General features: G+C 64.4%; 18 protein-coding genes and 1 pseudogene. 5 read left to right on the forward strand and 14 right to left on the reverse strand.

Translation table 11 applies throughout. The features are described 5' to 3' along the window. Window positions 1-125: 125 nt before the first annotated feature. The 3 genes from FHT08_RS13600 to FHT08_RS13610 all read right to left on the reverse strand — a co-directional run bounded on the left by FHT08_RS13600 (window position 126) and on the right by FHT08_RS13610 (window position 2,216). On the reverse strand, window positions 126-1,112 hold the full coding sequence (locus FHT08_RS13600) for a D-2-hydroxyacid dehydrogenase family protein (RefSeq protein WP_104536608.1): 987 nt from the start codon (window positions 1,110-1,112) through the stop codon (window positions 126-128). After that, window positions 1,112-1,432 (reverse strand): DUF1820 family protein, encoded by a 321-nt coding sequence (locus FHT08_RS13605; protein ID WP_166775366.1) that lies wholly within the window; start codon window positions 1,430-1,432, stop codon window positions 1,112-1,114. Before FHT08_RS13605 ends, FHT08_RS13600 begins: the two co-directional genes overlap by 1 nt. A 91-nt stretch (window positions 1,433-1,523) precedes the next feature. Continuing rightward, window positions 1,524-2,216 (reverse strand): rhomboid family intramembrane serine protease, encoded by a 693-nt coding sequence (locus tag FHT08_RS13610; protein WP_104536607.1) that lies wholly within the window; start codon window positions 2,214-2,216, stop codon window positions 1,524-1,526. Window positions 2,217-2,433: 217 nt separating this feature from the next. On the opposite strand from FHT08_RS13610, the gene FHT08_RS13615 reads away from it, so the two are divergent. Both FHT08_RS13615 and FHT08_RS13620 read left to right on the forward strand, forming a co-directional pair. Beyond that, on the forward strand, window positions 2,434-3,774 hold the full coding sequence (locus tag FHT08_RS13615) for an outer membrane protein transport protein (RefSeq protein ID WP_104606184.1): 1,341 nt from the start codon (window positions 2,434-2,436) through the stop codon (window positions 3,772-3,774). 313 nt (window positions 3,775-4,087) lie between these two features. Next, complete coding sequence (locus FHT08_RS13620; protein ID WP_166775367.1) at window positions 4,088-4,789, forward strand: 2OG-Fe(II) oxygenase; 702 nt, start codon at window positions 4,088-4,090, stop codon at window positions 4,787-4,789. A gap of 96 nt (window positions 4,790-4,885) precedes the next feature. Here the strand turns inward: FHT08_RS13620 and FHT08_RS13625 are convergent, their stop codons facing one another. Further along, window positions 4,886-5,980, reverse strand: coding sequence for a PA0069 family radical SAM protein (locus FHT08_RS13625; protein WP_054592623.1), 1,095 nt, complete (start codon window positions 5,978-5,980; stop codon window positions 4,886-4,888). A gap of 135 nt (window positions 5,981-6,115) precedes the next feature. Here FHT08_RS13625 and cls point away from each other — a divergent pair, with 135 nt between their 5' ends. The 3 genes from cls to FHT08_RS13640 all read left to right on the forward strand — a co-directional run bounded on the left by cls (window position 6,116) and on the right by FHT08_RS13640 (window position 8,698). After that, window positions 6,116-7,576, forward strand: coding sequence for a cardiolipin synthase (cls, locus tag FHT08_RS13630; RefSeq protein ID WP_166775368.1), 1,461 nt, complete (start codon window positions 6,116-6,118; stop codon window positions 7,574-7,576). A 74-nt stretch (window positions 7,577-7,650) separates the two neighbouring features. Further along, entirely contained in the window at window positions 7,651-7,920 is a 270-nt protein-coding gene (locus FHT08_RS13635; protein WP_024939143.1) for a hypothetical protein, read from the forward strand. A 10-nt stretch (window positions 7,921-7,930) separates the two neighbouring features. Further along, window positions 7,931-8,698, forward strand: coding sequence for a pyridoxine 5'-phosphate synthase (locus FHT08_RS13640; protein ID WP_104536771.1), 768 nt, complete (start codon window positions 7,931-7,933; stop codon window positions 8,696-8,698). 246 nt (window positions 8,699-8,944) lie between these two features. On the opposite strand, the pseudogene FHT08_RS13645 reads toward FHT08_RS13640, so the two are convergent. The 10 genes and pseudogenes from FHT08_RS13645 to recF all read right to left on the reverse strand — a co-directional run bounded on the left by FHT08_RS13645 (window position 8,945) and on the right by recF (window position 19,053). Next, window positions 8,945-9,352: pseudogene (locus FHT08_RS13645) on the reverse strand (biopolymer transporter ExbD). A 359-nt stretch (window positions 9,353-9,711) separates the two neighbouring features. Next, window positions 9,712-10,122, reverse strand: coding sequence for a biopolymer transporter ExbD (locus FHT08_RS13650; protein ID WP_011035269.1), 411 nt, complete (start codon window positions 10,120-10,122; stop codon window positions 9,712-9,714). A gap of 3 nt (window positions 10,123-10,125) precedes the next feature. Beyond that, complete coding sequence (locus tag FHT08_RS13655) at window positions 10,126-10,548, reverse strand: biopolymer transporter ExbD (protein WP_011035268.1); 423 nt, start codon at window positions 10,546-10,548, stop codon at window positions 10,126-10,128. Window positions 10,549-10,593: 45 nt separating this feature from the next. Continuing rightward, window positions 10,594-11,355: a TonB-system energizer ExbB gene (gene exbB, locus FHT08_RS13660; RefSeq protein WP_005912445.1), complete on the reverse strand. Its 762-nt coding sequence runs from the start codon at window positions 11,353-11,355 to the stop codon at window positions 10,594-10,596. An 85-nt stretch (window positions 11,356-11,440) separates the two neighbouring features. Next, window positions 11,441-11,998 (reverse strand): energy transducer TonB, encoded by a 558-nt coding sequence (locus FHT08_RS13665; protein ID WP_016901836.1) that lies wholly within the window; start codon window positions 11,996-11,998, stop codon window positions 11,441-11,443. 266 nt (window positions 11,999-12,264) lie between these two features. Further along, a complete protein-coding gene (locus FHT08_RS13670; protein WP_166775369.1) occupies window positions 12,265-13,461 on the reverse strand; it encodes a tetratricopeptide repeat protein in 1,197 nt (398 codons plus the stop codon). A gap of 152 nt (window positions 13,462-13,613) precedes the next feature. After that, window positions 13,614-14,420: a M48 family metallopeptidase gene (locus tag FHT08_RS13675; RefSeq protein WP_166775370.1), complete on the reverse strand. Its 807-nt coding sequence runs from the start codon at window positions 14,418-14,420 to the stop codon at window positions 13,614-13,616. Between the two features lie 62 nt (window positions 14,421-14,482). After that, on the reverse strand, window positions 14,483-15,319 hold the full coding sequence (locus FHT08_RS13680; protein ID WP_166775371.1) for a CPBP family intramembrane glutamic endopeptidase: 837 nt from the start codon (window positions 15,317-15,319) through the stop codon (window positions 14,483-14,485). A 68-nt stretch (window positions 15,320-15,387) separates the two neighbouring features. Continuing rightward, window positions 15,388-17,832, reverse strand: a complete 2,445-nt coding sequence (gene gyrB, locus FHT08_RS13685) for a DNA topoisomerase (ATP-hydrolyzing) subunit B (protein ID WP_166775372.1) — start codon at window positions 17,830-17,832, stop codon at window positions 15,388-15,390. 114 nt (window positions 17,833-17,946) lie between these two features. Then, the gene (gene recF, locus FHT08_RS13690; RefSeq protein ID WP_166775373.1) at window positions 17,947-19,053 is read right to left on the reverse strand and encodes a DNA replication/repair protein RecF; all 1,107 of its coding nucleotides are present in this window, start codon (window positions 19,051-19,053) and stop codon (window positions 17,947-17,949) included. Between the last annotated feature and the right edge of the window lie 1,009 nt (window positions 19,054-20,062).

Here is a 20,062-nt window from a genome sequence, read left to right on the forward strand (position 1 = left end):
GCACGCATCCCTGGATCACCCGGCCACCACAGCGCCGGCGGGTTTGGCCCATGCGGCGTTCGTAGGAGCGACCCCGGTCGCGACAAGCCCCCCAATCGCGCGATCACCCCTTCTTCAAACACGCGCTATCGCGCGATCGCCAACGCCTCGGGATTGACCAGGTTGCGCGGCGTACCGGCGGCAAACGCCAGCACGTTGTCGAACGCCGCTTCGAAGTACAGCGCATAGCTGTCGCGTTCCACGTAGCCCAGATGCGGCGTCGCCAGCACGCGCGGATGCTGCAGCAGCGGGTCGCGCGGATCCAGCACCGGCTCACGCTCGAATACATCCACCGCCGCCTGCGCCGGCCGGCCCGCATCCAGCGCGGCCAGCAATGCGCCGGGCGCGATCAGCTCGGCGCGGCTGGTGTTGACCAGCAACGCATCCGGGCGCATCCACGCCAGATCCTGCGCGCTGATCTGGTGGCGGGTCTGCGCGGTCAGGCGCCGATGCAGCGACAGCACATCGCTGCGTTCGAACAGGTCCTGCCGGCTGGCGGCAACGTCGAAGCCATCGCGCGCAGCCTGCGCGCACGAGGCCTCGCCGCCCCACACCAGCACCTGCATGCCGAACGCACGCCCGAAGCCGGCCACGCGCTGGCCGATCCGCCCATAACTCCAGATACCCAGCGTGCGCCCGTGCAACGCGCGCCCCAGGCCGGGATCGCCCAGCGCCTGCCAGCGGCCCTGATGCAGCGCGCGCTGGTACTCGCCCAGGCGCCGGCTGGCCGACAGGATCAGCGCCCAGGTCAGTTCGGCTGGCGCCACCGGCGAACCGACGCCTTCGGCCACCGCCACCCCGAACTCGGTGCACGCGGCCACATCCACATGCGCGCCGACCCGGCCGGTCTGGCTGATCAACCTGAGTCGCGGCAATCGCCGCAGCAGCGTGGCGTCCACGCGGGTGCGTTCGCGGATCAGCACCAGCGCATCGGCTTCGACCAGCCGCTCGGCCCATTCGTTGGGGTCGGTGGCCAGCGCGCCCAGCACCTGTACATCGTGGCCGTGCAGGCGCTGCAGGCAGGGCAGGTGACGCACGGCGCCCTGGTAATCGTCGGGCACCAGGATACGCATCAGCGCGGCTTGGTCGACAGCGGGAACGGCGTGACCACCTTGTCGCCGGTAGTGGCATCGCGGATCACCGACTGGCCTTTCTTCTCGACTTCCTCGATGCGCACGATGCTCTGCATCGGCAGGTGCAGCGTCTTGGTGTTGCCGAACTCTTCGCGCAGGCGCTCTTCGGTGGGATCGACCACCAGCCCGTCGTGCACGTCGAACACCAGCTCGCCGATCTGGTTGAAGCCCCACAGATGGCTGCCGGTGACCTGGCGGGCGTAGAGCTCGTACACCTTGCCGTGATTGAGGAAGGTGACTTTGTACAGGGGCTTGGACATGCGGCGATTATAGGCGCGCCACCGTGCAGCGACGCAGCGCGCGGCCGGCGCAACACAGCGCCCGGTGCGCCTTGCCCCGACTGCCGCCGCGCTAGAACCCGTGGCGTTTGCGCAGTCGCCGCGCGATCGCCGCGCGCACGTACAGCCCGTAGACGATGCCGAATACGAACCCGGCAATATGCGCCGACCACGCCACCATGCCGAAGGCCGGGCCGATGTAGGCGAACACCACCTGCAGCAGCGCCCAGGCACCGATCAGCAACGGCGCCGGCACCCGGATGAATTCCAGAAACACCCCCAGCGGCAGCACCACGCCCAGCTTGGCGCCGGGAAACAGTGCCAGATAGGTGCCGATCAATGCCGACACCGCGCCCGAGGCACCGATGATCACCCGGTCCGGCGTGCCAATCGCGAAGATCGCCGCCAGGTTGGAGGCCGCGCCGCCGACCAGGAACAGCAACAGCAGGCGCCACGGCCCGAGAATGCGCTCGGCCGGCAGCCCGAAGATCAGCAGGAACACCAGGTTGCCGAGCAGGTGCGACCAGTCGGCATGCAGGAACAGCGCGGTGAACAGCCGCAGCACGCTACCGTCGCGCAGCGTCGCCCACCAGTCGCCCAAGTTGGACACGCCGCTAGACAGCGCGCCCCAGTCCAGCCATAGCGTACTGCGCGCTTCGCCTGGCCGGCTGATCGACCACAGATAGGCCAGCCAGACGGTTGCGAACAGCAACGGCACTGCCCAGCGCGGGGTGGGTTTCTTGCGGGAGGGCAGAGAGACGAACATGAAAGTGGCACTTTAGCGGGTTCACGCTCCTGAACCCATCCCTAACCTGTCTAGCCGATCAAAACGTGCCTCGTTATTGTTCGGTTAATTGTGGTGGGTATACTGCGTACGGCGTCGTATGTCGGGGGGGGGTCTCCGGCGCGCCCCAGCAGCCACCTGGCGCTGGGCGCGGGCGCTGTACCGACCACTGCAGTCTTTATCCGGAGAGCACCACCTTATGTCTACCGCTTCCACTCTCAGCCGCGCCACCCTGTTGGCCGTCGGTATTGCCGGCGTACTGGCCGTTGGCCAGGCCCACGGCGCCGCCTTCCAGCTGAAGGAAAACAGCGCCAAGGGTCTTGGCCGCGCCTTCGCAGGTTCGGGCAGCGCCCCGGACGACGCCTCGATCATCGCCAACAACCCGGCCGGCATGCGTCAACTGGACGGTCGCCTGTTCCAGGCCGACGTCAGCGCCATCAGCTTCTCGGCCAAGTTCCAGCCCGACACCGCCACCTACGCCAACGGCGCCCCGGTCTCCGGCGGCAATGGCGGCGACGCCGGCATGATCGCGCCGGTCCCGGCGATGTATTTCCATGTGCCGTTCGGCGAGAACGACAACATGCACTTGGGTACCTCGCTGACCGTGCCGTTCGGCTTCAAGACCGAATACGACCGCAACTGGGTCGGCCGCTACCACGGCACCAAGACCGAGCTGCAGGCGATCGACTTCAATGTCGCGTTCTCCTACGACGTCAACCCGTACGTGTCCTTCGGTGCCTCGGTGTTCGCCGAGCGCCTGGATATCGACCTGGCCAATGCGGTCGACTTCGGCAGCGTGCTGGCCGCGCGCCGCGTGCCGGGCTTTGCACCGGGCAATGCCGATGGCTACTCGCGCATCAAGGGCGACAGCACCGAAGTGGGCTTCACCCTGGGCGGCTTGTTCAGCATCGACGAGAACACCCACATCGGCTTCAGCTACCGCTCGGAAGTGGAGCACAAGATCACCGATGGCGATGCCGACTTCACCGTGCCGGGTCCGGCTGCGGCAGTCCTGAGCGTTGCCGCACCCGGCACCTTCGTCGACACCAAGGGTCGCGCCACCGTCAAGCTGCCGGCCAGCGCCACCGCCAGCTTCACCCACAACGTGAACGAGCAGTGGTCGATCATGGCCGACGTCACCCGCACCGCCTGGAGCAAGTTCGACCAGGTGACCGTGGACTTCGCCTCCAACCAGCCCGACAGCGTGCTGGACTTCTCCTACCGCGACACCACCTTCGCCTCGATCGGTGCCGACTACCGCATGAGCGAGAGCCTGACCCTGCGTGGCGGCCTGGCGTACGACCAGACTCCGACCACCGCAGAGCATCGCGACGTGCGCGTGCCGGATGCGAGCCGCAAGTGGGTCTCGCTGGGTCTGAGCTGGCGTCCGTCGCAGCAGGCCGAATACAACTTCGGTTACACCCACCTGTTCACCAGCGACCCGACCAGCGACACCCGCAGCGCCACCGGCGACCGCTTGGCAGGCAGCTATAAGGTGAAGGGCGACGTGCTGGCCGCTTCGGTCAACTACAAGTTCTGATCGTCGTAGCCCAAAGCGTGTAACGAAAACCCCGCTTCGGCGGGGTTTTTCGTTGCTGCGTTGCTGCATTGCGCGCGCTGCCTCGCGCGTCGCAGGCCGGCGGCTGATTGCGACTGTACAAGTTCACCCAGCACCATCGCAGTGGCGCACTGGCTGGCGTGGCGCGCGTGGTGCAGGCTGAGGCGCTGTTTTTCTGGGCGACGCAGCGCTGGGGCATGCATCGGCGATGCCTCATGGCAACGCGCCAACCGAGGCCGCGTACACCGCCGGGCGCGCTGTGCAGGCGGCAGCGCAGATTGCTATGGTCGTGCGCATGAGCCAACCCGACTTCATCCAGGTCACCGACAATGCCGTCTCGCGCGAGGATTGCGCGGCGATCGTGCAACGCATGCGCGACAGCCAGCAGCTGCATCCCGGCCGCATCGGTGGCGGCGTGTTTCCCGAACTCAAACACAGCCGCGACCTGCGCATCAGCGGCGTGGCCGACTGGGCGGCGGTGGAAAACCGCCTGCAGCAAGCCGTGTTCGAAGGCGTGCTGACCTATCTGCGGCACTATCCACAAGCCCTGATCTCGCCGCTGATGCTGCAGGTCACCACCGCCGACGGCAGCCCGCACCGGCTGGTGGCCGAGGACATCGCGCAGATGAGCGAGCAGGCGCTGGGCGATCTGGCCCGCACCTGCCTGCGCCCGGGCGCGATCAACCTGCAGTGGTACACCGCCGACCAGGGCGGCTATCCGTACTGGCATTGCGAGCTGTATCCACGCGATGCCAGCGCCGACACGCTGCACCGGCATCTGCTGTGGACGCTGTACCTCAACGACGAGTTCGAACAGGGCGAGACCGAATTCCTGTTTCAGCAACGCAAGGTCCGCCCGCGCACCGGCAGCCTGCTGATCGCCCCCACCGCCTTCACCCACACCCACCGCGGCAACCGCCCGGTCGGCGGCGACAAGTTCATCGCCACCAGCTGGATCCTGTTCCAGTCGGCGAGTGCCTTGTACGGCGGGGAATAGGGAATCGGGAATGGAGAATCGCAACAGCAGAGCCACGCTGTTGCGAATTGCTGTCGCCGTTACGATTCCCGATTCTCCAATCCCGATTCCCCGCCCCTAGAACAGACTGCCTTGCGGCGATTGCGGCACCGGCTTGGCCGGCGGCGCGGGGCGGCGGAACTTGGTCGTGTCCAATGCCGGCATGTCGCGTGCGTCGAAACCGCTGCGGCGGTGGGCCAGGGCGAAACGGCGTGCCAGCAACTCCGCGTAGACGCCCTGGCCGCGCAGGCGTGTGCCGAAGGTGCTGTCGTAATCCTTGCCGCCGCGCAGTTGCTGGATCGTGCTCATCACGTGCCCGGCGCGTTGCGGGTGATGGGTCTGCAACCAGTCGCGGAACAGCGGCGCCACCTCGTGCGGCAGCCGCAGCAACACGTAGCCGGCACTGTGCGCGCCGGCAGCGGACGCGGCCTGCAGGATCGCTTCCAGCTCATGGTCGTTGATCCACGGGATCACCGGCGCGGCCATCACCCCGACCGGCACGCCGGCCTCGTGCAGCGCCCGCATCGCGCGCAGGCGGGCATGCGGTGCGGACGCGCGGGGTTCCAGCCTGGCCGACAGATGCGGGTCCAGCGTGGTCACCGAAAAATGCACGTTGACCAGGCCCTCGCGTGCCAGCGGTGCAAGCAGGTCCAGATCGCGCGTCACCAACGCATTCTTGGTGATCAGCGTGAACGGGTGCCGCGTCTCCCACAACACTTCGATCAGGCGCCGCGTCAGTGCGCGTTTGCGCTCGATCGGCTGGTAGGCATCGGTGTTGATGCCCAGTGCGATCGGGCTGGGCACATAGCCCGGGCGCGACAGTTCGCGGCGCAGCAGCTCCGGCGCATTGGTCTTGGCGAACAGCTTGGTCTCGAAATCCAGCCCGGGCGACAGATTGAGATAGGCATGCGAGGGCCGTGCAAAGCAGTAGCTGCAACCATGCTCGCACCCGCGATACGGATTGACCGATTGCGAAAAGCCGATGTCCGGCGATTGATTGCGGCTGATGATGCTGCGCGCGGTTTCCTCGGTGACCTGGGTACGCAACGCCGGCGCGGCGAACTCCTCGCCGTCGTCGGCGTACCAGCCATCGTCCACCGGTTGTTGGGTGGTGGTTTCGAAGCGTCCGGGCAGATGGCCGGTCGCACCACGGCCCTTGATCGCAGTTGCCATCGCGTCATCGTACGGCCGGCAGGTCTCAGGCAATGCGACCAGGCGCGCGCCACGATGAAGCTTTCAGACCCGGCGCGGCGATCGCGTTGGCCGCACGGTCACCGCAGCGGTGCCTGCGGCCCGTAGAATCCGCGCATGCTCGCATCCGTACAGGGCGCGTGGGACTGGCTGGCCACCATTCCCCACCTCGAAGCGCTTCTCCTCGCCGCCTACGTGCTGTACCTGCTATGGATCGCCGGCTGGATCGTGCTGCAGAAGCGCGAGCCGGTGGCTACGCTCAGCTGGGTATTGTCGCTGGCCGCTTTGCCGTATCTGGGCCTGCTGATCTATTACTGGCTCGGCCCGCAGAAGGTCAAACGCCAGCGGCTACGGCGCGGCCGCTCGCGCTCGGGCATGGAGAGCTACAGCAGCGTCTGCCCGCCGGATGCGGACTGCACCGAGCTGGCCAAGATCGCCCAGTCCACCACCGGGCTGGCTCCCAGCAGCGCCACCGAGGTGCACTGGCTGGTGGATGGCGCGGCCACCTATGCGGCCATCATCGAGGTCATCCGCGGTGCACGCGACCATATCCATCTGCAGTACTACATCTTCCAGCCCGACCACAGCGGCACCGCGATCTGCGATGCGCTGATGGAGCGCGCACGCGCCGGGGTCAAGGTGCGCCTGCTGATGGATGCGGTGGGCTCGTCGGCGATGACCCGGCGCAGCTTGCGGACGCTGCGCGCGGCCGGGGTGGAGACTGCATGGTTCCATCCATCCCAGCTGCTCAAGCCGTTCAAGCGGCCGTGGTTGAACCTGCGTACCCACCGCAAGGTGGTCGTGGTCGACGGCAGGATCGGCTTCACCGGTGGCATCAACGTCACCGACGAAGAAAACGAGCAGGTCCGCAGCGATGCCTATCGCGACCTGCATGTGCGCCTGCAGGGCCACGTGGTGCGCAGCCTGCAGCTGGTATTCCTGGAAGACTGGTTGTACGCCACCGGGCAGGGCCGCGCCGCCTTCCACGGCCAGCAGCTATGGCCCGAAGACGTGCCGAGCCGCGCGCAAGGCGATGTCGATGCGCAGGTGCTGATCTCCGGGCCGGATTCGTCGTGGGAGTCCATCCACCGGCTGATGGTCGCTGCGATCCACGAAGCCCGGCATCGGGTCTGGTTGGTGACGCCGTACTTCGTCCCCGGCGAGGCCGCGCGCATGGCGCTGACTTCGGCCGCATTGGGTGGCCTGGACGTGCGCCTGCTGGTGCCGCGCGTCAGCGACTCGCGTCTGGTCACCTACGCGGCACGTTCGTATTTCGACGAGTTGCTCGAGGCGGGCGTGCGCATCTACGAATACGGCCCGCGCATGCTGCACACCAAGGCGCTGCTGGCCGACGATGAGGTCTGCATCGTCGGCAGCGCCAATTTCGACAGCCGCAGCTTTCGCCTGAATTTCGAGCTGTCGATGCTGTTCCGCGACCAGGCGGTGGCTGCCGAACTGGCCGGTTTGATCGACGCCGATCTGCAGCAGGCGCAGGAAGTGCGATTCGCCCGCCACCGGCCGTTGTGGCGCTCGCGGCTGCCCGAAGCCTGCGCACGGCTGCTGTCACCGCTACTCTGAGCCGCAGCGCCGCGCCCACGTGGAACCATGTGGGGCGCGGCGCTACACTGCCGCCACTGATCGGGGAGCTCGTCATGCACTGGCTGTTTCTGCTTATGGCATTGGGTGCGCTGGTGCTGGCCTTCAGCACGCCGCACGTGTGGTTGCTGGTGGCCTCGCTACTGGTGGCGCTGCTGCTGCTGTTGCTGTGGACGCGCGGCTGGTTCGCCTCGCGCATGGGCGATACCCAGCGCGACACCAGCAGCCTGATCGACCCGGCCGAGCTGCGCCGCCTGCGCGAGATCGCCGAAGCCCGCAAGGCGGCCGCCCTCAACGCCACGCGCGATGGCGAGCCGCAGGCCTGAGACCGACGCAGTGACCACCCAGCTCAGCGTCAACGTCAACAAGATCGCGGTGTTGCGCAATTCGCGCGGCGGCCCCGATCCGGATGTGGTGCAGGCCGCACGCACCTGCATTGGCGCCGGTGCGCACGGCATCACCGTGCACCCGCGTCCGGACCAGCGGCATATCCGTGCCGACGATGTGGTCGCGCTGAGCGCGTTGACGCGCGAGCACGGCGTCGAATTCAATATCGAAGGCAACCCATTCGCGCCACCGCGCGGCGGCTACCCGGGGCTGCTGGAGTTGTGCCGGGCCACGCGCCCCGAACAGATCACATTGGTCCCGGACGGCGACGGGCAACTGACCTCCGACCACGGCTTCGATTTTGCCCAGGACCCCGCGCAACTCGCGGCGTTGATTGCCTCATTCAAGGCGCTGGGTGCACGCGTCAGTTTGTTCGTCGATGCCGGTAATCCCGATATCGCTCAGGCGGCGCTGCTCGGTGCAGACCGTATCGAGTTGTACACTGGTCCGTATGCGCAAGCGCATTCGAACGGGCAGCCGGGGGCGGCATTCGCGTTGTTTGCCGGGGCAGCGCAGCGCGCCAGCGCCGCAGGTCTGGGCATTAATGCCGGGCACGATCTGTCGCAAGGCAACCTTGCCGACTTTCTCAACGCTGTCCCCGGCGTGCTTGAAGTGTCGATCGGCCACGCGCTGATTGGCGAGGCTTTGTATCAAGGGTTGGATGCGAGCGTGCGTGCGTATCTGACGATACTGCGCAGCGCATCGGTTGACGTTTGAGATACTCAATCAAATAAGCACGTGTATCGAAAACGACGGCGCTGACCGCGATACTGCGGCGCGGTCTGAGTTCGAAGTCGCATGGACCTCTGGATTCCCGCGCGCTCCATTCCTGCCCCGCGTCTATACGCGCCTGACGACCGCTCGCTACGTTTTTATTTACTTTAAAGCGACTGAACGCTGTAAAAATCATTATCTACATAGAGGCAGAGTTTCTCTGCCCGGATGAATTATTAACTCCATTAGTTATTGCACAAGACTGATGCGATCAGCCTGCGCATTTTTTGCCGCATCCAACACCTTGGCCATCACCGCGTACTCCGCATCGGCACTGACGGCAATCCGCAGTTCCGGCTGATTTCCAGATGTTTCGCGCATCTGTTCGGTCAACCGCAGCTGCAACTCCTGCAGTGTCACCGGGCTGGAATTCCAGAACACCTGACCACGGGTATCCACACGCAATGCGATCGGTGCAGGCGGCTCCAACTATCGCTGTGGTGGGTCGTTGTGCTGCGGCAGATCCACCGTGCTTGGTCGCGTCAACATCGACACGGTGACGATAAAGATGATCAACAACACCAACATGACATCCACCAGCGGCGTGACATTGATCTCCGCCAGCGGTCCACGATTGCCTGCCGTACTGAAAGCCATGACTGCCTCCTGTGCTATGAGCGTGGGTGCTGCACGCTCGAGCATACACCTGGTCGGCATCGAGGGAAGGGCAAGGCAGAGCAGACTTATCTGGCGGGCCGAGTCCCGACGCGTACAGTTGCGACTTGCCGCTGCAACTCCGACGGTTTGCTTGCGCGGACGACCTGAGGGTCACTGCATGCATCACTCGCCCGGTGCCCGGGAAACCGATATTAACGTCCTGGCAAACAGCCGGCCCCCGTCCGTGCGTGTCGAACACAGCGGCAGCAAGCACCGATTGATCGAGCATAAAAAAACGCCACCGTTTCCGGTGGCGTTGCAGTCGCGTCATGACTGTTGTGTTGCGGTCTTGCGATGTCTTACTGCATGAAGCCGATTTTCTTCATCTGCGAGTTCTTCGCCGCAGCCAAGACCTTGGCCATCACTTCGTACTCCGCATCTTCATTGGCGTCGATGCGCAGTTCCGGCTGATTGGTCGGATCGGCCTGCACCACTTCTTCCATCTTCTGCTGCAACTGCGCGACCGGGGTCGGGCTGTTGTTCCAGAACACCTGGTTGCTGGCGTCGATCCGCAACTCGATCGGCGGCGGCGGTTCGGTCGTCTGCGGTGGCGGGTTGAGCACCCGCTGCGGCAGATCCACGGCGATCGGGTAGGTCATGATCGGCGCGGTCACGATGAAGATGATCAGCAGCACCAACATCACGTCCACCAGGGGCGTGACATTGATGTCGGCCATTGGGCCGCGGTTTCCACCGGTACTGAATGCCATGGCTTACTGCCCCTTCTCTTTGGTTGCGACGAAGCCGACGTCCAACATGCCCTGACCCTGCGCGATCTTGGTGATCTCGTTGATCGTACGCATCTTGGTCGTGCGGTCGCCACGCAAATTGAGCGGCGGCTGCGGTGTCTGCTGTGCGGCGGTGGACAGGCGCGATTCCAAGGCTTCCTTGGAAATCGGCTCGTCGTTCCAGTACAGCGACCCGTCTTCCTTGACGGCCAGGGTGATCGGCGCGGCGCGTTTCTCCGCATCTTCCTTCTGGATCAGGTTGGCCTCTGGCAGCTCCACCTTGACCTTATGGGACATCAGCGGTGCCGTAATGATGAAGATGATCAGCAGCACCAACATCACGTCCACGAGGGGCGTCACGTTGATGTCGGCCATCGGGCCACCGCTGTTTCCACTACTGAAGGCCATAACGGGCTCCGTCTAAATCGTTGCGAAGTCGTTCTTTACTACGGATTAGCGAACGCGCGAACCAGTGGCGAAGAAGTCGTGCAGGTCGTGGGCAAAGGTGTCGAACTTGGCGATCACCGAGCTGTTGACCTTGGAGAAGAAGTTGAACGCGAACACGGCCGGGATGGCGACGAACAGACCGATCGCGGTCATGATCAGCGCTTCACCCACCGGGCCGGCAACGGCGTCGATGGAGGCCGAACCGGTAGCACCGATCTTGATCAGCGCACCATAGATGCCCCACACGGTACCGAGCAGACCGACGAACGGCGCGGTCGCACCGACGGTGGCCAGCAGGGTCATGCCGGACTGCAGCTTGGTGCTTTCGCGGGTCACGGCCTGACGCAGGGCGCGATCGACGAATTCCGAGCGGCTCAGGCTCTCGCCCAGGCCACCGGTGCTGCCTTCGGCGCGCTGGTGGTGAGCAGCAGCCTGCGCTGCGTCCAGTGCGATCTTGGAGAACGGCTCGGAAGCCGGCTGCTCTTCCATGGCACGGATGGCGTCCTGTGCATTCGGGGCATCCCAGAACGCGGTGGTGACGCGGTCAGCCGCGCTCTTCAGGCGGGTGGCACGGAAGATGTTGATGACGGTCCAGTACCAAGAGGCAGCGGACATGGCGATCAGGGTGATCAGAACGACCCAGGACACGGCGAAATCGCCGGGGCTGGACGTCATTTCAGTGATCAAGTGCTCGAAGCCCATCTGCGACAGGGCGGCCGACGGATTGGAGCCCCCTGCAGCGGCGGCGATAAAGAATTCCTGCAGCATGACGCTTACCTTTGTTGTGTGTGGTGATGAAGGGTGGAGCGAAAGGAAGACAGGATCCTGGGCCGACCGTGGCCGGCCCGTGGGATCAGTTCAGAGCAAAGTTGACCGGGACGCGAACACGTCCGGCGGCTTTCTGCCCGTTGACAGTGGAGGCGTTGAACTTCCACTTGCGTGCTGCGTCCATCGCGGCACGGTCAAGGTCGCGGTTGCGGCTGGACTTTTCGACCGACACGTTGGTCACGTTGCCGCTTGCGTCCACATCCACGATCAGGATGACCTCACCTTGGACACCGGCACGGAATGCAGCCGGCGGGTATTTCGGCGGGTTCATGTTCTTGGACGAGATATCGACACTGGCGCCGATGTCACTCGGCGGTTGCGGCGGAGCCGGCGGGCTCGGCGGCGTGACGATATCGCTGGGACGCGGTTCGGGAACATCGACGACCGGGGCTTCCGGCGGCGGCGGAACCGGTGACGGCTTCGGCGGCGACAGATTCTTGACCGGCGGCGGCGGCTTGTCTTCCGGCGGCGGCGGCGGCGGCGGCGGCGGGGGAGGCGGCGGTGCATCCACCAAGGTGACCATGGTGGTGCGCTCCTTCTCAGCCGGAGCCTTCGGCGCCACTGCAGGGATCAGCAACATCATCAGTGCAGTGAGGTGCAAGGCAATTACAAAAGCAATGCCGATAATGCGGGCCCAGCTCAGACCCTGGTTCCCGGCATCATAGTCATGCCTGTGGATAACGAGTTGTTCCGTCATGCGCCAATGGCTCTTTCAGTGGGGGCCCCGGATCACGGTGATGATCCCCAGGTTTTCGGACGGCTTTGACACCGCAGGAACCCCCAAGCTTATACCAATCCCGAGTCCTGTAACCACTAAAAACACAGGGATTTCGGGGGTTTATTTTCTTTTTACTTCAGATTGATGATCTTCTTGGCGTCATCGGGTTTTTTGACACCCTTGGCGATTGCCTGCTGCGCGGCCTGCTTGGCCTCCGGGATGCGACCTTCCGAATGCAGCACCTTGGCCAGATTCAGATAGGTCTCACCGTCCTTGGAAAGCGGTGCGGCCTTCTGCCAATTCTCGATCGCCTTGGGCACGTCTTCGCTGTAGTAATACGACTGCGCCAGCGCAAGGTATGTCTGATAATCGGGTTTGAGGATGCCTTTTTGCATACCTTCATTGATGACCGCGATGACGTCCTTTTCCTTGTTCTCGGTGTTGGCGTAGATGGAATACAACTGCTTGTACTCCTTTTCTTCGGTCAACTGCCCGGCAGCGCGCAGCTTGTCCATCACTGCGGCGGCCTTGTCCATCTGATCGGCTTGCATATACATGCTGGCCAGGTTGAGCTGAGCCTTCTTGTCGTTGGGCGTCTTGGCGGCAAGCGCTTCGGCGGCGGCCACCGCTTCACCGGTCTGGCCGGCTTCGGCGTAGGACGCCATCAGCAACTGGTTCCAGGTGTCCTTCGGCTCGGGCGAGGCGGCGATGGCCTGCTTCAGCACCGGAATGGCTTCCTTGTAGCGTTCGGCCTGGTACAGCGCCTGACCCTTGAGGATCAGGTCTTCCGGACGCTGCGACTTGCTCTCTTCCAGATACTTGTCGAGCGTGGCCAGACCTTCGGCCTGTTGGTCGTCCTGCATCTGCAACTGGGCCAGCATCAGCATCGACTGGAACTGGCCGTTGTTGTCCAGCGCATTGAGGCCGATTGCCTGCTGCAGGTACTTCTTGGCAGCGGCGGTGTCGTCCATGTTGTACGCCGCCTGGGCGGCCAGCTGCGAGGCCAGCGCCTTGTCGGCTTCATTGGCCGAGCCATTGGCAAGGATCTCGTCGGCCTGGGCGCGCACGGCCGGGAAGTCTTCGCCCTTGTTGAAGGTTTCGATCAGCTTCTGCAGCTTGCTGCCCAGCTTGGACGAGGGCTTGATCGTCGGCGCGGCGCGGGTGGACTGCGGATACAACTCTTCGGCCTTGCCGTTGCCCTTGGACTTGCGGCTGGCGCGCTCGGACGAACGATCCGACTGCGCGACCGCGTCGGCGACAACAGCCCCGCCCAGCGATGCGGCGATGAACAGGGACAACAGGGCTTGCTTGCGGTTGAGCAGTTTCATGTTTCACCTCGGACGAGCCGCCGTCGGGCGGTACGAAAAGCGGAATAGACGCTGTACGAAAAATCTGAGCCGGCAAACTTAGCAGAAAGTCTCAGTTCCCGAAAACGGTTTCCATGCTGTGTTGCGACATTTGGTACGTGCGCGCTCGGATATCAGCCGCAACGCGGCACACGCCCGTCCTGTCGCGCCTGCCGGAAAACCGGTTGGAGTTGATCGACGTCTGCCTGGAGTTCGCGGATGCGATTGGCGGGGTCGGGGTGAGTGGACAGCCACTGCGGCTGGCGGTTGCCGCTGGCCGCCATCATGTTCTGCCATAACGTGACCGCTTGGGCAGGGTCGAAACCGGCCTGGGCCATCAGGCGCTGGCCGACCACATCGGCCTCGCTCTCCTGCGTGCGTGAGCCCGGCAGCAGGAACACGGTCTGGGCGGTCATCCCGCCGACCTGGTTGACGGCACTGGCCGCGCCGTCGCCATAGGCAGCCCCGGCAAGCGCGCCGATGATGCCCAGGCCGGTCTGCGCGCCGAGCTGGCGGGTGATGCGCTCTTCGTGATGGCGGGAGATCACATGGCCGATTTCGTGCCCGAGCACGGCGGCCAGCTGATCCTGCGTCTTGGCGACGGTGAAGATGCCGGTGTTCACGCCGACCTTGCCACCGGGCAAGGCAAAGGCGTTGGCTTCGTCATCGACAAACAGCGCGGTTTCCCAACGGGTTTCGCGCCACTGCGGCGGCAGCTGCGCCACCAAGGCGTTGACCACGCACTGCACGTAGGCGCTCTGCTTGCCATCGGTGCTGACTTTTTCCTTGGCCTTGGTCTGCGCGAACGACTCGGCGCCGAGTTTGTCGAGCTGGTCCTGCGTGACGCCTCCCACCACCTGTCGGCGGCCGGTCGGCGAAGTTGTGGTGGCACATGCCGTCAGTGCAAAGACGGCGACAACGATCAACAGCTTGGCTTTCATCCAATCCCCCTTGAACCCTGGAGGCATTTTGGCAGGCTCGTCTTAACTTTTCGTCAATCCGCTCAGCCGACGCCAAAAAAGTACAGCGCCGCCAGGGCGGTGGCATTGTTGACGCCATGCGCCACGATCGGTGCCCACAGCGTCCCGGTGCGCCAGTAAAGCCATGCGAACGCCGCACCCATGCTGCCGTAGACCAGCCACAGTTGCGCGATGGCAGCCGGGCCGTTGCCACTGACGCCAGGCACTTCGTGCACCAGCGCAAAGATCGCACTGCTTAGCGCAATGCCCAGCCAGGGCCGGCCGGCGGCGAGCAGGCGGCCGAACAAGACGCGTCGGAACAGCAACTCTTCGTACGCCGGGGCGATCGCCACGGCAAACACCACCAGCGCCAGCGGCCATTGCTTGATGGCTTCTTCCATCAGCGGCAGGTTGGTCGGCACCGGTTTGATGCCCAGCGCGGACGCCGCGACGCTGACCAGATTGCTGAGCAGGAACACGCCAACCGCGATCAGCGCGGTCCAGCCCCAGGTGGAGGCACGCCTTGCAGCGGCGCGCGAGGCCCGGTGTTCGTCTGCAGTCGCACGCCGGCGCCAGTAATACAGCAGCAGCGCCGGCGAAGCCGTGCTGACCAACGCGGTGAGCAATTGCACCAGCACGCCGGGTTGGCCGATGGTGGCCATGATCTCGCTCGAGGACAGCGTCAGGCCCTGCGCTTTGGCGGCCTGCGCGGCACCGAGCCCGCGGAACATGCCCCAGAGCGCAAATCCGGCCACGCTCAGCGTCAGCAGCAGGCCGGTGGCGATCAGCACATCGATGCCGAAGCCCAGCAATGGCGGCAGCAGCGGGGCGGTGCCGGCAGCCGGCGTGGGTACCGGCCTCGGGGAAGGATCTGCGCTCATCGTCGTCCTGAAAAAAACCGCAGGCGTCGGCGCAGCGCCTGAGCGATGCGCCGACGGGCGACGGTGGCTCAGATGTCCAGGTTGGCCACCTTCAGCGCGTTGTCCTCGATGAAGTCGCGGCGTGGCTCGACCACATCGCCCATCAGGGTGCTGAAGATCTGATCGGCGGCCACGGCGTCTTCGATACGCACCTGCAACAGGCGACGCGTATCCGGATTGACCGTGGTTTCCCACAGCTGTTCGGCGTTCATTTCGCCCAGGCCCTTGAAGCGCTGTACCTGGCGGCCCCGCTTGGCCTCTTCCAGCAGCCAGGCATGCGCCTGGGCGAAGCTGGTGATCGGATGGGTCTTGTTGCCACGCACGATCTGTGCGCCTTCACGGACTAGGTCGTGCAGAGCCAGCGAGACGTCGCGCAGCGGACGCAGCTCGCCGCTTTCGAACGCACCCATCGGCAGCACCTGGGTGAATTCCTCACCCATGTGCCTGCGCACCGCCACCAGCGATGCCGAGGCGCTGTCGGTGGCCGGGTCGAAACGCAGCTGGTAGCGCGCCGTGCCCAGGGTGCCGCGGTTGAGCACTGCCTGCAGCGCATCCAGCGTGGGATGCACCTCGCCTTCGGCCTGCAGCTTGTCCACATCCAGCGGCGGTAGGTCGATCAACGCGGTGAGCAGCGCCGGGTCGTAGCGGTGTGCGTTGCGCGCGATCGCCTCGTTGGCGCTGGTGAACAGCATCAACAGCTTCTCCAGCGCCTCGCCGGTGATCGGCGGCTCGTCAGTGGCGGGGATCAACGCCGCGCCTTCGACCGCGTTGCTGGCCAGGTAAGAGTTGAGCGCCGCGTCGTCCTTGAGATACAGCTCGCTCTTGCCCTGTTTGAGCTTGTACAGCGGTGGCAGACCGATGTAGATGTAGCCGCGCTCGATCAGCTCCGGCATCTGCCGGTAGAAGAAGGTCAGCAGCAGGGTCCGGATGTGCGAGCCGTCGACGTCGGCGTCGGTCATCAGGATGATGCGGTGGTAGCGCAGCTTGTCCGGGTTGTATTCGTCGCGGCCGATGCCGGTACCCAGCGCGGTGATCAGCGTACCGACCTGGTCGGAGGCCAGCATGCGGTCAAAACGCGCGCGTTCGACGTTGAGGATCTTGCCGCGCAGCGGCAGCACCGCCTGGTTCTTGCGGTTGCGGCCCTGCTTGGCCGAGCCGCCTGCCGAGTCACCCTCGACGATGAACAATTCGGACAGCGCCGGGTCTTTTTCCTGGCAGTCGGCCAGCTTGCCGGGCAGGCCGGCGATGTCCAGCGCACCCTTGCGGCGGGTCAGGTCGCGCGCCTTGCGGGCGGCTTCACGCGCGCGGGCGGCGTCGACGATCTTGCCGGTGATGGCCTTGGCTTCGTTCGGATTCTCCTGCAGGAACTCCTGCAGGCGCGCACCGAAGGCGTTTTCCACCGCCGGACGCACATCGGAGCTGACCAGCTTTTCCTTGGTCTGCGAGGAGAAGCTGGGGTCGGGCACCTTCACGGAAAGCACCGCGATCATGCCTTCGCGCATGTCGTCGCCGGTCAGTGCGACCTTGGCCTGCTTGGCGATGCCGTTCTGCTCGATGTAGTTGCTGAGCACCCGCGTCAGCGCGGCGCGGAAACCGGCCAAGTGGGTGCCGCCATCCTTCTGCGGGATGTTGTTGGTGAAGCAGTACATGGTTTCCTGGTAGGCGTCGGTCCATTGCAGGGCCACGTCCACCACGATGCCATTGTGCTCGCCGGTTACCGAGATCACGTTCGGGTGCAGCGGCGACTTGAGCTGCGCCAGATGCTCGACGAAGCTGCGGATGCCGCCTTCGTAGTGGAAATCGTCGCGGCGGCCGTCGCCGCGCTCGTCGATCAGGGTGATCTTGACGCCCGAATTGAGGAACGACAGCTCGCGCAGGCGGCGCGCCAGAATGTCATAATGGAACTCGACGTCGCTGAAGATCGCCACGGCCGGTTTGAAGCGCAGCGTGGTACCGCGCTTGGTGGAGGCTTCCAGTTGCTTGAGCGGGTACTGCGGCTCGCCCAGCGCGTATTCCTGCTGGTAGTGGAAGCCGTCGCGCCAGATGTCCAGCCACAGGTGCTCGGACAGCGCATTGACCACCGACACGCCCACACCGTGCAGGCCGCCGGACACCTTGTAACTGTTGTCGTCGAACTTGCCGCCGGCATGCAGCACGGTGAGGATCACCTCCGCCGCCGAGACGCCTTCTTCCTTGTGGATGTCGACCGGCACGCCGCGGCCGTTGTCGGAGACCGCAACCGAGCCATCGACCAGGATCTTGACCAGGATGTCGTCGGCATGGCCCGCCAGGGCTTCGTCGACCGAGTTGTCGACCACCTCGAACACCATGTGATGCAGGCCGGTGCCGTCATGGACATCGCCGATGTACATGCCGGGGCGCTTGCGGACGGCTTCCAGGCCACGCAGCACGGTGATCTTGCTGGAGTCGTAGGTGCCGTTGGGAGTAGGCGAGGTGTTCTGTTCGTCGGTCATGCGTGTGCCGTTAGCTCCACAACACGGGCGTAGGCGGCAGGAGCCGCATCGCACCGTGGGAAAAGGGGGATAGCCGGGAAATTATATCAGTCGGGCCACCTGCGCCGCCGACGGTTATTCGGAGGGTGTCAGCACGGCCACAGTGCCGTGTTCCACGTGGAACCGATGCAGCAGCTTGCCGGATTCGGCCAGGCCGGGCGGAATTTCGGTTGCGGTGATCAGCACCTGCGCCGGCGCGGACGCCAGGCGCTGCAGCACGCGTGCCTGGTGGTGGCGGTCCAGCTCCGAGCCAAGGTCGTCCAGGGCGATCACTGGCCATTCGCCACGCTCATGGGCGAAGTCTTCCGCCTGCGCCAGCAGGCAGGCGAGGGCGGTGAGCTTTGCCTGGCCCCGGGAGAGCGCATCCTTGCCCGGCAATGCATCGAAGACAGGCGCCCAATCGGCCCGGTGCGGCCCTTGCGAGGTGTAGCCGTTCTGACGATCACGCTCGCGGGCCAGTAGCAGCGCGTCTGCCAACGACACCTCATGGCGCTTCCAGCCCGATGCGAACGTCAGCGCGGACAGCCCGAGCGACGGGGCGATCGCGGTTGCGACCGGAATCAGTCGCTCCTGCAGGCGCTCCAGATAGCGAAGACGACGCGATGTCAGCGTTTCGCCAGATTCGGCGAGTTCATGATCCCAGGCATCCAGCATACGCGGCTGTGCGCCCTGCTTGAGCAGGGCGTTGCGCTGTTTGAGCGCCCGCGCGTATCGCCGCCACAGCGCCAGGAAGTCAGGTTCCACGTGGAACAGCCCCCAATCGAGGAAGCGCCGCCGCGGCTCACCGCCGCCGCTGATCAACACATGGCTGCCGGGCTCGAAGGTCACGACAGCCAGCGCGGCACACAAGGCGCCCAGCTGGGCGACATCTTCGCCATCCAGCCGCCCCGTCCATTCCTGGCCGCTATGGCGCAACCCCGCCCGCCGCGTGCGTTCCCCAATCGCGGCGGTTCCCTCGCGCCACTCCACGAAGACTTCCAGATCGCTGGCACCTTGCTGGATCAGCCCGTCGCGTACACGGCCACGAAAGCTGCGGCCATAGGCCATCAGATGCAACGCTTCCAGCACGCTGGTCTTGCCCGCGCCGTTATCGCCGGTCAGCAGGTTCAAGGAACTGGCGGGGTGGAGGTCGACGGTCTCGAAACGACGAAGTCGATGGATGGACAACCGCACTACGTGCATCGATCGGTCTGCTCTGCGCTGTGATCCGGCATCCCGGTCGGAGCGGAGGATACGTGATCGATGCGGATCCTGCCCGTGCGGACGTGAAGCAACCCGAGGGACAGGCAGGGGATAACCTGTGGATAAAAAGCAGGCCCGAACAACCGCTTCCGCTTATCCACAGGTTGTCGACCCCTCCACAGAGGTCTAAACACAGGGTTTCGAGGCCTAAAACCGATTTAAAAACAAACACATAAGGTAGTTTCCGACGAAATCTGGCCCTACCATCACCACCAAGCTCTTAAATTATTTATAGATTTAAAAGCAAAGCTCGATGTGCATAACTCAAAAAACGGCTTGAGGACGCTCAAGTCAGACGCAGCTATACGTCCTGGCTCGAATCGAACCACTTCGCTTTTCATGAATTGGTTCAGGCTAATACCAATGCGGGTGACTTCGCTGGACGACGAAACCGCAGCGCTCATGACTGCCGAATCTCACTGAGACTGCGACAAAGCCAGCTCTTTCAATGTTGGTTGGTGACACGAGGAGAATCACGTTGTTCCACGTGCACGCCGTTGACCTGCCAACAGGGTCTTCGTGACTCGACAGGTCCCGGGTGGGTAGCCTACTTGCGCGGAGCACACCGACCTCACGTGGCACTGTCTCTAGGCAAGACAGCTCACTAATCCTTTGGGATGCCTGAAATCACAGATTGGCAAAGCATCCGTGCCAGCGACAGCCGCGCACCAGGCTTTTGCCCCTTTTTTCGATAACGCCCGGCTCCGAACTTACGCACGTCAATCCAAGCAAACGAACTAGTGCGCTTGTGCGATCGTTGAAGTCTGACTACCCGGGAGTGGCGTCTATCGAACCATCTTTGGCTTGGTGATCGTGCGGCACTGCTACTCCGAAGATCCAGCCCGAAGGCAGAGCAGTTCCGGCTAAGGCACCAAGGCATCTGGGCACCCAATACCAGCGCAAAACGGATGCCCAAAGACGCTCAAGCCTCCCAAAGCCTTACACCGCA

The sequence above is a fragment of the Xanthomonas sp. CFBP 8151 genome (genome assembly GCF_011761885.1).
GTDB lineage: Bacteria > Pseudomonadota > Gammaproteobacteria > Xanthomonadales > Xanthomonadaceae > Xanthomonas > Xanthomonas arboricola_B.

Coding starts and splice junctions, on each gene's coding strand:
- FHT08_RS13610 (WP_104536607.1), bottom strand. CDS start 2,216: ATGTTCGTCTCTCTGCCCTCCCGCAAGAAACCCACCCCGCGCTGGGCA.
- recF (WP_166775373.1), bottom strand. CDS start 19,053: ATGCACGTAGTGCGGTTGTCCATCCATCGACTTCGTCGTTTCGAGACC.
- FHT08_RS13620 (WP_166775367.1), top strand. CDS start 4,088: ATGAGCCAACCCGACTTCATCCAGGTCACCGACAATGCCGTCTCGCGC.
- FHT08_RS13625 (WP_054592623.1), bottom strand. CDS start 5,980: ATGGCAACTGCGATCAAGGGCCGTGGTGCGACCGGCCATCTGCCCGGA.
- FHT08_RS13670 (WP_166775369.1), bottom strand. CDS start 13,461: ATGAAACTGCTCAACCGCAAGCAAGCCCTGTTGTCCCTGTTCATCGCC.
- exbB (WP_005912445.1), bottom strand. CDS start 11,355: ATGCTGCAGGAATTCTTTATCGCCGCCGCTGCAGGGGGCTCCAATCCG.
- cls (WP_166775368.1), top strand. CDS start 6,116: ATGCTCGCATCCGTACAGGGCGCGTGGGACTGGCTGGCCACCATTCCC.
- FHT08_RS13655 (WP_011035268.1), bottom strand. CDS start 10,548: ATGGCCTTCAGTAGTGGAAACAGCGGTGGCCCGATGGCCGACATCAAC.
- gyrB (WP_166775372.1), bottom strand. CDS start 17,832: ATGACCGACGAACAGAACACCTCGCCTACTCCCAACGGCACCTACGAC.
- FHT08_RS13615 (WP_104606184.1), top strand. CDS start 2,434: ATGTCTACCGCTTCCACTCTCAGCCGCGCCACCCTGTTGGCCGTCGGT.
- FHT08_RS13675 (WP_166775370.1), bottom strand. CDS start 14,420: ATGAAAGCCAAGCTGTTGATCGTTGTCGCCGTCTTTGCACTGACGGCA.
- FHT08_RS13635 (WP_024939143.1), top strand. CDS start 7,651: ATGCACTGGCTGTTTCTGCTTATGGCATTGGGTGCGCTGGTGCTGGCC.
- FHT08_RS13605 (WP_166775366.1), bottom strand. CDS start 1,432: ATGTCCAAGCCCCTGTACAAAGTCACCTTCCTCAATCACGGCAAGGTG.
- FHT08_RS13650 (WP_011035269.1), bottom strand. CDS start 10,122: ATGGCATTCAGTACCGGTGGAAACCGCGGCCCAATGGCCGACATCAAT.
- FHT08_RS13600 (WP_104536608.1), bottom strand. CDS start 1,112: ATGCGTATCCTGGTGCCCGACGATTACCAGGGCGCCGTGCGTCACCTG.
- FHT08_RS13680 (WP_166775371.1), bottom strand. CDS start 15,319: ATGAGCGCAGATCCTTCCCCGAGGCCGGTACCCACGCCGGCTGCCGGC.
- FHT08_RS13665 (WP_016901836.1), bottom strand. CDS start 11,998: ATGATGTTGCTGATCCCTGCAGTGGCGCCGAAGGCTCCGGCTGAGAAG.